Raw genomic sequence first — 8,485 nt, 5'->3', positions numbered from 1 at the left:
AAGAACTTTTGCAGGAGTTCCTTGGATGCGGGATTGTTGTACTCTACATCAAGTTGTTCAACAACGAACTGCAGGTAGGCTTCATGAGAACGAGCAACAGGAATCATGAACATCACCCAAACCGTCTAGTAGTAGGCAATTAGATGCCTCCATCGCGATTGTTGGGGTGATTTGAAAAAGTCAAGAGGAAAATTTGTTCGCACTCCTGTTTTGGGGGTGAAACAATAAATGGCCCTAGTCAAGAGACTAGAGCCTGTAAGGAAATTTTAATTCCGAGAGTCTACAATTGTTTATTGGAGGTGAATTTGTCGAATCGGTTTCCGGCAAAACGTTCATCACAAAAAACCCGGCGACCGAAGAGGTGCTTGCGGAAGTCTCTGAAGCGGACGCCGCCGATGTCGACCGGGCGGTGGCAGCGGCAGAACGGGCTTACGCCGGTCCCTGGTCGAAGCTGACACCGAGTGAACGCGGAAAATTGATTTGGAAGCTGGCCGATTTGATCGAAGAACATGCGGAAGCCCTTGCGCAATTGGAAACCCTCGACAATGGAAAGCCGATTCGCGAGACACGCAACGCGGATGTCCCGTTGACGATCGATCATTTTCGTTACTATGCCGGATGGGCCAGCAAGATTCACGGAGAAGTGATCGAGAATTCGGCCGGCAGAAACTTCTTCACCTATACCCGCCGGGAACCGGTCGGTGTCGTAGGGCAGATTATTCCGTGGAACTTCCCTTTGCTGATGGCTGCCTGGAAACTCGGTGCCGCATTGGCTACCGGGAACGTGGTTGTTTTGAAAACGGCCGAACAGACTCCCCTTTCCGCTTTGTATTTGGCAGAATTGATTCAGGAAGCGGGATTCCCGGATGGTGTTGTGAACATTCTGTCCGGCTTTGGACCTACGGCAGGCGGGGCGATTGTCCAACATCCGCGGATCCGCAAGGTGGCATTTACCGGTTCTACCGAAGTCGGGAAATTGATCATGCAGCAAGCGGCCGGCAATTTGAAACGTGTCTCCCTGGAGTTAGGAGGGAAATCGCCGAACATTATTTTCCCCGACGCCGATTTCTCGAAAGCGATTCCAGGCGCCCTGATGGGGATCTTCTTTAACCAGGGACAGGTGTGTTGTGCCGGTTCCCGTCTGTTTGTGCATAAAAAAGTTTTCGATAATGTGCTTGCTGATCTGACCAGTCATGCATCGAAAATCAAGCAGGGACCCGGACTGGATGAAACGACGCAGATCGGGCCGCTTGTTTCGGATGAACAATTCGCAAGAGTTTCTTACTATCTGAACAAGGGGAAAGAAGAAGGGGCTACTCCGGTCGTCGGCGGACAGCCGCTTGATGGCCCCGGATATTTCGTGCCTCCCACGATATTCGCTGACGTTCGTGACGACATGACGATCGTAAAGGAAGAAATCTTCGGACCGGTTGTGGCTGCGCTTCCTTTTGATGATGAGGAACAGATTGCCGATGTCATCCGCCGGGCGAACGACAGCGAATATGGGTTGGCCGCAGGAGTGTGGACCAACGATGTGCGAAAAGCTCACCGCGTGGCCCACGCGTTGGAAGTCGGAACCGTGTGGGTCAACTGCTACAATGCATTCGATGCGGCTGTGCCGTTTGGCGGTTACAAACAATCCGGTTTTGGCCGGGAAATGGGAAGCTATGCGCTGGAATTGTATACGCAAGTAAAAGCGGTTTGGATGAACCTCGACTAAAAATGGGGCGGGAACAATCCCGCCCCCCTATCCGCATTAGCGGCTGTCTCTTCCCTTGGTCCCCTGGATCCATCCCTGTTTGTAAGCGTAGCTTGTCAGCTGCACCCGGTTCTCCAGATGCAGTTTTTGCAGGATGTTTTTCAAATGGTTTTTTACGGTGTTTTCCGCGATGTTGAGCCCTTCGGCGATCTCGCGGTTGGTATGGCCGGCCGCCACCCATTCCAGAATCTCGTGTTCGCGCGGCGACAACGGACTGGTCTTCGGTTCCGTCCGCTCCCGGCCGGCAAATTCGTGCAGCAATTTGACCGCCAATTCCCGCGACATCGGTGTTTCATCAAACGCCACCGCTTTCAGATAGTCGATCCAGGCGGACGGGTCGAGATTTTTCAGCAGATATCCCTGCGCTCCCTTTTTCAGCGCTTCAAACAGGTCGGCGATATCGTCCGACACCGTGATGATGACGATCTTGACGTACGGATACCGTTGCTTGATCAGCCTGGTCGCTTCCAATCCGTTCATTTCCGGCATGTTGATATCCATCAGGATCAGGTCGGGCATCAATTGTTCCGTCAGTTCAAGCGCTTCCAGACCGTTTTTCGCCTCGCCGACGATTTCAAAATCTGGATCGCTGGTGACAATCTCGCGAATCCCTTCTCGCGCATGTGCATGGTCATCGGCAATCAACATCCGAAACGGCGGCTTCATGCCTGATTCTCCTTTCGAATTACAATCCGTGTACGTCCGTTGTCCCGTTCAATCCGAAACTGCCAGCCCATTTCCTCCGCCCGCTCGCGCATCATGCGCAGTCCGTAACGGGAAGGGGAACCGAAAGGATCTCGCTTGAAACCCTGTCCGTCGTCTTCCACCGTGAGTGACCAGCCGGTACCTGTTTTCAACAGCCGAACGGCCGCGTGGCGTGCGTTTGCATGTTTTCGGATATTCATCAACGCTTCCCGCAGGCAAGCGGAGATTTCCACTTTTTCTTTCGAGGAAAGGGATCCCTCGTCCAGATCCCAATCGATCGATACCGGCACTCTGGTCTCTTTTTCAAAGTCTTGAATCATGTCCTGTACCGTTTTCGTCCACGGCAAGCCATCCCCCGTCGGGGGAAACCGCAAATTGGAGATCGCCTGCCGCACATCATCATGCACGCGGCGGACCGTGTCCCGCAAGGCCTGGTAGTGTTCCCCGCGCAGCAGATCGCGCTGCTCCAGCTGATGCATTCTGACCGACAGCAAAAACAGCGATTGGGCGATGCCGTCGTGCAATTCTCTGGCGATTCGCTCCCTCTCTTCCAGGATCGCCTTGGCGGCCCGCTCCCGATTCAGGTCTTCCTGCAAGCGTTCCAGCAGCGAAAATAGCTTCCACAGCGAACCGAAAGTGACGATCATGACCACCAGGGGTGACAACCAGTTCCCCAATTCCATCGAAATATAGGGAAGAAGATATTCATGCCGGATAAATTCCCACAATCCGATCGTAACCGTCGGAACCGCCAAAATCAGCCATTTGATCTGTCTGTACGACACATGCAAGCCCCCCTTACTTCTCCATCATACCCCCGGTGTCAAGCCGGGAGACATAGCCCGCAATGGCTAATTTGCAAAAAATAGCCCGGTTGAGCCATTCTCACGGACGATTTTTTTTGGTACTTTGGGGAGGGCCGCGGACAGGCGGTGGAATTATAGCAATGAAACCTGTATGATAGGGATGGAGGCAATCATATGAACATGAAAAAATGGATGGGCAGCCTTGCCGTAGCCGGAACGTTATTGGCATTGACGGGCACCGCGAGCGCGCACGTGACCGTCTGGCCGAAAGAAACGACCACCGGCGCTTACGAGAAATATACGGTTCGCGTGCCGGTGGAAAAAGACATCAATACAACCAAGGTGCGGGTGGAATTTCCGCAGGGAGTGTCGGTCAGCACCGTGCAACCGACGCCTGGTTGGAATTACGAATTCGAAAAGGACGCGGATGGCCGTTTCAAAGCGATCACCTGGACGTCCACGGCGGGCGGCCTGAAGCCGCATGAGTTTACGGAGTTCTCGTTCGTCGCGAAAAATCCGAAGGATCCGGGCACCTTCGCCTGGAAAGCTTATCAAACGTACGCGGACGGATCGGTCGTCGAGTGGACCGGCGCACCGGACTCGAAAACGCCCGCTTCCGTGACGACGGTCAAGCAAGGCGCGGCGCAAGGCGACCAGCACGATGAAAAGCAGGATGAGCACAATCATGCCGCTCCGGCTCCGGACACGACCGCTTCCGCCAAAACCGGCAACACGCTGCCGCTGGTTGTCTCCGGCGCGGCGCTGCTGATCTCGCTGATCAGCCTGTTCCGCAAAAAAGAGTGATCAAATAGCAGCAAGGACACCGCCATCCGGTGTCCTTTCCCACTGTTTACGCCAAGTCAACGGAGGCGAACAACGATGTACCGATTTCTGCAAAAAAACTGGTTTCGCATGGTGGCCACCATCTTGCTGTTCGCCCTGCTCGGCGGCATTGGCTACTGGTTTTGGTGGGGGGCCAGCCGCTTCCCGGTGGTCGGCAGGGCGCCCGATTTTACGTTGAACGACATACAGGACAAGCCTGTGCAATTCCATCAACTGGACGGAAAAATCCGGTTGGTCAACTTCTTCTACGCCAGTTGCCCGGACATTTGCCCGATGACCACATCCTACATGGCAAAAATCCAGGAAAACTTGAAAAAACAGGGGCTTTTCGGCCGCGATGTGACGTTTGTGTCGATCAGCTTCGACGAGCGTGATACGCCAAACGTGCTCGCACGCTATGCAAAAGCATACCGGGCCGATCCGAACGGCTGGATTTTCTTGCGCGGAACCAACGCAGCCACCCATGAAGTCGCCAGGAACTTCGGCATCTCTTCCGACTTGGACCCGTCAAGCAACCTGTACGTGCATAACAATAAAGTCATTTTGATCGATCGCGAACGGAACATCCGGCGCGAATACAACATCGGGCTTGATACAAACGCAAAAGATATTGTGAAAAAAATCACAACCGACATCGAGCGGTTGGCCCGTCAGTAGGCACAAGCGGAGGTCTGCGCCGGGCACCTCAGCAGGAAACCGGCGGATGCCCTTCCGTCCCGCCGGTTTTTTACGTTCACATGCTGCCTACAGGTCACAACAACGTTCGGCCAATGACATGTCAAACCCTCCCCGCGTAAACGATCGTGTCCCATTGATTCCGGTGCGCCCCGCAAACCACAAGCTCCCCGCCAAGCCCCACACCGTCGCAATCCCGTTCGATCTCCCGCAAAAGCAAAGCGATATCCCGCTGCAAGACGAGCAATTTGTGATCCAGTTGGTTTAGCTCCTTGCCGATTTTTTGCAGGCCGTATTCCACATCGTTGCCAGCCATGTGCAGCGACAGAAACAGCACATTATGGTGCACTCCCGACATTCCCGTTCCCCCCAGCGACTTATCAACACTATTATATCCATCCCCTGGAGAGAAAAATGTCGAATCTTGTTACCGATACAAAATAGTACAAAAGACCTACCTGCGCGTCCGAATGATTTCCAATACCGTCTCCACTGGCAGCGCCTCGACCGTCCTCCCCAGGCGGCCGGTTGTCGTCTCCGCCAGGAACAGCGAATTCAAAATCGCTTCCTCCGTCGCCTCCACAGCCGCCCGGAAACATTGCGACATGAACGGACCGTCCTCTCGCAGCACCCGCATTGTCAGCAGCCCTTGCTCCGGATCGTGCGGGATCCGATTGCCGTTGCTGAACGCGATGACGATATCGCCGCTGCCATGATGTGCGATCGATCCCGTGCGAGCCAGCCCAAAGGCTGCCCGTTTGGCCAATCGCTGTAACTGGCGGGAGCACATCGGCAGGTCGGTGGCGATTACGATCATAATCGAACCGTCAGGCGTAGTTTGTTGTTCCCGTTTGCCGGAACAATCGGTCAACAGCTTGCCGACAGGATGCCCCAGCACCGTCAGATCCTGCTTCACCCCAAAATTCGACAGCACCAGCACTCCAACATGATACGCCTTGCCATCCACCTCGATTCGCCGAGAAGCCGTTCCGATGCCGCCTTTCCATCCGAAACAGACCATGCCCGTGCCGGCGCCGACACAGCCTTCCGCCACAGGCCCCCGCTTCGCCTGGCGGATGGCTTCCCGCGCATGCTCCGGTCGCACGTGAAGTCCTCTCATATCATTCAGATAGCTGTCATTGCACTCCCCGACCACCACATTCAGCGACCCTGTCCGGTCTCCGATCGCATCGTCCCTCTCCAGCATCACCTGCAGGGCGCCTTCCGTTGCCGCCGGAACGCCAAACGTATTGGTCAACAAGATCGGGGACTCGATCACCCCCAGCTCTTGCAGCTGCACCAACCCGGTCGTTTTGCCGAAACCGTTGATCACGTGTGAAGCGGCCGCCACTTTTTGGCGAAACCAGTTGCCCTCGTGCGGCAGGATCGCGGTCACCCCGGTGCAAACGCCTTCCGCATAGCCGGATTCTGGATGCAACGTCACATGCCCGACCGCCACGCTGGGTACATCGGTTATGCTGTTCCACTCTCCCGTCGGCAACTCGCCGACAGACATCCCATACTCTCTCAGACGTTTTCGCTGCATGGTGAAACCTCTTTCCTTGCTTTGTCTTTCCCTCCACCTGCAAGCGCCGCCTGATACACTTCGTGAAACGGGACTCCGTATTGCCGGGCCGCTTTCGCCACGTCTTCATACTCGGGCGCCTGGTGCACCATTTTGTCCTGCAGAAAAGCCTGCTTCACCCGGATCGGACCGTAAGCCGTTTCCGCCACATGAAACCGCCTGTCCAAAACGCGGCGCGTCCACAACGTTCTGCGAACCCCCAGCGTGCTGGTTTCCGTCAGCAGCGTCAGTTCGCAGCGGTCGGCCGCTTCAGTGGAAGCCAGTACGGTAACCAGTGTGCCAGGCCGATTTTTCTTCATATACACAGGCGTATAAAACACGTCGAGCGCCCCCGCTTCAAACAACCGATCCATCGCATAGCCAAGCGCTTCCCCCGTAAGATCATCCAGTTGCGCCTCCAGTACAAAAATCGGCTCCCTGCCGTCCCCGATCGATACAGTCACGAGTGAGCGGTCGTCCGGCAGCTGTCCACTTGCCTCAACCGACCTGTGCTCGTCGGCTTGCTGGCATTCCCGAACCAGCGGGTGCCCATCTCCCCCTCGTACCGACTCGATCTGCTTTTTCAGCAAAATCGCCCGCAGCACGTTCGGATGGTCAAACTCTTTCTCGCCGGCCCCGTAGCCGATCCGTTCAATCGTCAGCGAGCGGAGCGGACCGAAATGTTTGACCAGCGCTTTTAAAATCCCCGCTCCCGTCGGAGTGGTCAGTTCCCCTTCGACAGCCAGATCGGCCAGCGGAATGCCGGTCAGCAGTTCCGCAGTCGCCGGCGCCGGAATCGGGTACAGGCCGTGCTCCATTCGCACTTTGCCGTGGCCGGTCGGCACCGGCGAAGCATAAATCTCGTCGATACCGAGGCTTTCCAGCGCCAGACACACCCCGATCATATCGAGGATCGAATCCATAGCGCCCACCTCGTGAAAATGCACGTCCCGCGGGTCGATGCCGTGAATTTTCCCTTCCGCCATCGCGATCGCGTGAAAGATCGCATGACTGCGCTGTTTCACCCGCGGCGGCAGCTCGCTTCGCTCAATCATCTCCAAAATCTGGGAGGCAGGCCGGTGCTCATGATGATGGTGCTCATGATGATGGTGCTCATGATGATGGTGCTCATGATGATGGTGCTCATGATGATGGTGCGAACCTATCTCCAAGCGAAGCTTTTTTGCGGCGATGCCCCGCTTCACCACCGTCTCCACCCGCATCTCAAACGGGTCGATCGGCAGCCGCCGGAGATGCTCTTTTATAAAGCAAAGATCCGCCCCGAGATCGATCAGGGCGGCCAATGTCATATCGCCGGAAATGCCGGAGATGCAATCGAGATACAACGTCTTCATTCGTCACGCGCCTCCATCACCAGTTGTTGAATCATCGCGGCCGAATAGCCCGCACCAAATCCGTTATCGATATTGACCACCGTCACACCGGCCGCGCAAGACGAGAGCATCGAAAGCAGCGGCGCCAATCCCTGAAAATGGGCCCCATACCCGACGGAAGTCGGCACCGCAATGACCGGCCGCCGCACCATGCCGCCGACGACGCTGGCGAGCGCGCCCTCCATGCCGGCTACCACGATCACCACCCGAGCTTCCCGCAGCTTTTCCCGATACGCGAGCAGACGGTCGATGCCAGCCACTCCGACATCGTAGATCCGTTCCACCTGGCAGCCCATCCACGCGGCCGTGCCCGCCGCCTCCTCCGCAACCGGCAGATCGGCCGTCCCGGCGCACAGCACCAGCACCTTCCCCGGGAATTTTCGCGCCGACTGCCCGCATGTCAGCAAGCGCGACACCGGATCGTACACCGCAGCGGAAAAATCGGCCTGCACCGCGTCCGCCATCTCCTGCGTCGCCCGGGTGACCATCGCCCTTCCGTGCGCCTGCATCAGCCGTTGAAAAATCGCCCGTACCTGCGGCACCGTCTTGCCCTGTCCAAAAATCACTTCCGGATAACCGATTCTCGCTTCCCTTCCAATATCCACTTTGCTGAATCCCAAATCCTCAAACTCTTTCATACCTTTTCCGTCACACACTTTCCGCAATGTATCAAAACGATCAATTGGCACCGTCCCTCAGCCAATCCGTAATGTCACGCCACACACTTTCCGCAATGTTC

9 protein-coding genes are annotated in these 8,485 nt (G+C 56.2%); 3 read left to right on the top strand and 6 right to left on the bottom strand.

The genetic code is table 11. The features are described from left to right. Nucleotides 1-286 precede the first annotated feature (286 nt). Complete coding sequence (locus C230_RS20285; protein WP_018132294.1) at nt 287-1,720, top strand: aldehyde dehydrogenase family protein; 1,434 nt, start codon at nt 287-289, stop codon at nt 1,718-1,720. 36 nt (nt 1,721-1,756) lie between these two features. Here the strand turns inward: C230_RS20285 and C230_RS0112030 are convergent, their stop codons facing one another. After that, nucleotides 1,757-2,425 (bottom strand): response regulator, encoded by a 669-nt coding sequence (locus C230_RS0112030; RefSeq protein ID WP_018132293.1) that lies wholly within the window; start codon nt 2,423-2,425, stop codon nt 1,757-1,759. Next, nucleotides 2,422-3,249: a sensor histidine kinase gene (locus C230_RS0112025; RefSeq protein ID WP_018132292.1), complete on the bottom strand. Its 828-nt coding sequence runs from the start codon at nt 3,247-3,249 to the stop codon at nt 2,422-2,424. The genes C230_RS0112030 and C230_RS0112025 overlap by 4 nt, the downstream gene beginning before the upstream one ends. A 195-nt stretch (nt 3,250-3,444) precedes the next feature. On the opposite strand from C230_RS0112025, the gene C230_RS0112020 reads away from it, so the two are divergent. Beyond that, complete coding sequence (locus C230_RS0112020) at nt 3,445-4,074, top strand: YcnI family copper-binding membrane protein (RefSeq protein ID WP_018132291.1); 630 nt, start codon at nt 3,445-3,447, stop codon at nt 4,072-4,074. A 75-nt stretch (nt 4,075-4,149) separates the two neighbouring features. Then, nucleotides 4,150-4,770: an SCO family protein gene (locus tag C230_RS0112015; RefSeq protein WP_018132290.1), complete on the top strand. Its 621-nt coding sequence runs from the start codon at nt 4,150-4,152 to the stop codon at nt 4,768-4,770. A 121-nt stretch (nt 4,771-4,891) separates the two neighbouring features. On the opposite strand, the gene C230_RS0112010 is transcribed toward C230_RS0112015, so the two are convergent. The 4 genes from C230_RS0112010 to larB form a co-directional block, all read right to left on the bottom strand. Continuing rightward, complete coding sequence (locus C230_RS0112010) at nt 4,892-5,146, bottom strand: hypothetical protein (protein ID WP_018132289.1); 255 nt, start codon at nt 5,144-5,146, stop codon at nt 4,892-4,894. Nucleotides 5,147-5,242: 96 nt separating this feature from the next. Further along, nucleotides 5,243-6,334: a DmpA family aminopeptidase gene (locus C230_RS0112005; RefSeq protein WP_018132288.1), complete on the bottom strand. Its 1,092-nt coding sequence runs from the start codon at nt 6,332-6,334 to the stop codon at nt 5,243-5,245. Continuing rightward, nucleotides 6,316-7,707: a nickel pincer cofactor biosynthesis protein LarC gene (larC, locus tag C230_RS0112000; RefSeq protein WP_018132287.1), complete on the bottom strand. Its 1,392-nt coding sequence runs from the start codon at nt 7,705-7,707 to the stop codon at nt 6,316-6,318. The genes C230_RS0112005 and larC overlap by 19 nt, the downstream gene beginning before the upstream one ends. Next, nucleotides 7,704-8,435, bottom strand: coding sequence for a nickel pincer cofactor biosynthesis protein LarB (gene larB / locus C230_RS0111995; RefSeq protein ID WP_018132286.1), 732 nt, complete (start codon nt 8,433-8,435; stop codon nt 7,704-7,706). The genes larC and larB overlap by 4 nt, the downstream gene beginning before the upstream one ends. Nucleotides 8,436-8,485: the final 50 nt, after the last annotated feature.

Source organism: Effusibacillus pohliae DSM 22757 (assembly GCF_000376225.1).
Lineage (GTDB): Bacteria > Bacillota > Bacilli > Tumebacillales > Effusibacillaceae > Effusibacillus > Effusibacillus pohliae.
This window is presented reverse-complemented; position numbering and strand designations above follow the sequence as displayed.

What these genes read in the sequence shown, in the direction of transcription:
- C230_RS0112030 (WP_018132293.1), bottom strand. Translation starts at nt 2,425, where the DNA reads ATGAAGCCGCCGTTTCGGATGTTGATTGCCGATGACCATGCACATGCG.
- C230_RS0112020 (WP_018132291.1), top strand. Translation starts at nt 3,445, where the DNA reads ATGAACATGAAAAAATGGATGGGCAGCCTTGCCGTAGCCGGAACGTTA.
- C230_RS0112015 (WP_018132290.1), top strand. Translation starts at nt 4,150, where the DNA reads ATGTACCGATTTCTGCAAAAAAACTGGTTTCGCATGGTGGCCACCATC.
- C230_RS0112010 (WP_018132289.1), bottom strand. Translation starts at nt 5,146, where the DNA reads ATGTCGGGAGTGCACCATAATGTGCTGTTTCTGTCGCTGCACATGGCT.
- C230_RS0112005 (WP_018132288.1), bottom strand. Translation starts at nt 6,334, where the DNA reads ATGCAGCGAAAACGTCTGAGAGAGTATGGGATGTCTGTCGGCGAGTTG.
- larC (WP_018132287.1), bottom strand. Translation starts at nt 7,707, where the DNA reads ATGAAGACGTTGTATCTCGATTGCATCTCCGGCATTTCCGGCGATATG.